Genomic DNA, 2,163 nt, shown 5'->3' on the forward strand with positions numbered 1-2,163 from the left:
TGGCCTTCGGCCGTGGACGGCGTGATTGCCATCTCCCTGAGGTGGTGCCGGTTTTCTGGACAGGGTGTTAAGCTACTTCCGACCTGATGGATTGGTACGGGAATGAAGACGACGAGGAAGCGCTACAGCGCCGATTTCAAAGCCAAGGTGGCTCTGGAGGCGATCCGGGGTGACCTGACGCTCGCGGAGCTGGCAGCCAAGCATGGCGTGCACCACACGATGATCGCGTCCTGGAAGCGGCAAGCCATTGATGGAATGGCAGGCACCTTCTCCGGGGCTGGCGATGCGATCAAGGCCGCCAGCGAGAGCGAGGTGGAGAAGCTGCACGCCAAGATCGGGCAACTGGTTGTGGAGCGGGATTTTTTAGCGAAAGCCTTCGGTCGATGAGCGTGGACCGGAGGCGGTCAATGGTCGAACCTGCTCACCACCGGCTGTCGATCTCGGCGCAGTGTCGCCTGCTACGGATCAGCCGCTCGTCCTTTTACTATGCGCCGGTTCCGGAAACGAACGAGACGCTGGCGTTGATGACGGTGATCGACGAGACCTTCATGGAGTGCCCGTGGTACGGCAGCCGCCGGATGGCCCGGCATCTGCGCCGTGCAGGCCATGAGGTTGGTCGCCGGCGGGCACGGCGGCTGATGGCGAAGATGGGCCTCACGCCGATTTATCAGCGGCCCCGCACGAGCGATCCCCATCCGCAGCACCGGGTCTATCCGTACCTGCTGCGCAAACTGGTGATCGACCGGCCCAACCATGTGTGGTGCGCGGACGTGACCTACATCCCCATGCGCCGCGGCTTCCTGTACCTAGTGGCGATCATGGACTGGGCGAGCCGTAAGGTGTTGGCCTGGCGCCTGTCGAACACGATGGACGCTGGCTTCTGCGTCGCGGCGCTGGAGGAGGCACTGGCCCGGTTCGGCAGGCCGGAAATCTTTAACACGGATCAGGGCAGCCAGTTTACTTCGCTAGCCTTCACCAGCGTGTTGCGCGACGCCGAGGTCCGCATCAGCATGGATGGCCGGGGGCGGTGGATGGACAATGTCTTCATCGAGCGGCTCTGGCGCTCCCTGAAGTACGAGTGCGTCTACCTCCATGCCTTCGAGACCGGCTCCGAGTTGCGAACTGGCCTTGGCCGGTGGATCACCTATTACAACACCCAGCGTCCGCACTCGGGTCTGGCCGGCAGAACCCCGGTCGAGGCCTATCGGCGGATCGGGCGAGCAGATCATGGGGGGCATGCCCCCCCATGATCTGATGATCAAGCAGGGGGCATGAACGACAACCGGGATTAGCTTAACGCAGCCGCCAAACTGTACAAGAAGGCGGGACCACCTCACCCCTTCGCAGATGGCCTGCATGTTGGAGGCGATCGACTGGCGTAATCCGCAGGCCACATGGCGCCCGACATTGGCTGGATAATCGATGCCGGAGAGCTAAAAAGCTAGAGATTTCGGTGCTTTTCTGCTATGCCTTTCGGCATGGGTGACGCGGCGCAAGCAGAGATCCAGAGCCTTCGCGCGCAGCTTGCCGCAGCCCAGGCTGTCGCCGCTGAAGTCGCCCGCATCAAGGCCATCAACGCCGACCTGGAAGCCCGTAACGCCCTTCTCCACCTGCAAAACGAGAAGATGCGCCGCACCCTTTTTGGCCAGCGCTCCGAGCGCACGCGCCATCTGCTCGACCAGATGGAACTGACCTTCGAGGAGTGCGAGACCGCTGCCAGCGAAGATGAGTTTCTGGCTGCCCTGGCAGCGGCGAAGACCAACGTCGCACCGTTCGAGCGCAAGCGGCCCGCCCGCAAGGCCTTGCCCGAGCATCTGCCGCGCGAGCGCGTCGTCATCGCCGCGCCCGATGCCTGCCCCTGCTGCGGCTCGGATCGGCTGTGCAAGCTGGGCGAGGATATCACCGAGACGCTTGAGGTCGTGCCGCGACAGTGGAAGGTGGTTCAGACTGTGCGGGAGAAGTTCTCTTGCCGAGCCTGTGAGAAGATCACCCAACCGCCAGCGCCGTTCCATGTGACGCCCCGCGGGCTATTTGGCCCCAGCTTCCTGGCGATGCTGCTGTTCGAGAAGTTCGGTGCGCATCAACCGCTTAACCGCCAGCGTGATCGCTATGCCCGGGAAGGCGTGGACCTGAGCCTTTCCACTCTGGCCGATCAGGTCGGCA

At 63.2% G+C, this 2,163-nt stretch carries 2 protein-coding genes; both read left to right on the forward strand.

The features are described from left to right. Positions 1-102: 102 nt before the first annotated feature. Positions 103-1,250, forward strand: a protein-coding gene (locus FE851_RS00005; RefSeq protein ID WP_145198762.1) for an IS3 family transposase whose coding sequence is annotated in 2 segments (ribosomal slippage) — positions 103-367 and positions 367-1,250 — 1,149 coding nt in all. Because the reading frame shifts where the segments join, the coding sequence is not laid out codon by codon here. Between the two features lie 228 nt (positions 1,251-1,478). Continuing rightward, positions 1,479-2,163: IS66 family transposase zinc-finger binding domain-containing protein (locus tag FE851_RS00010; protein WP_222422925.1), on the forward strand; the 685-nt coding region annotated here is incomplete at its 3' end.

It is taken from the genome of Sphingobium sp. B2 (assembly GCF_007693735.1).
Classification (GTDB): domain Bacteria; phylum Pseudomonadota; class Alphaproteobacteria; order Sphingomonadales; family Sphingomonadaceae; genus Sphingobium; species Sphingobium xenophagum.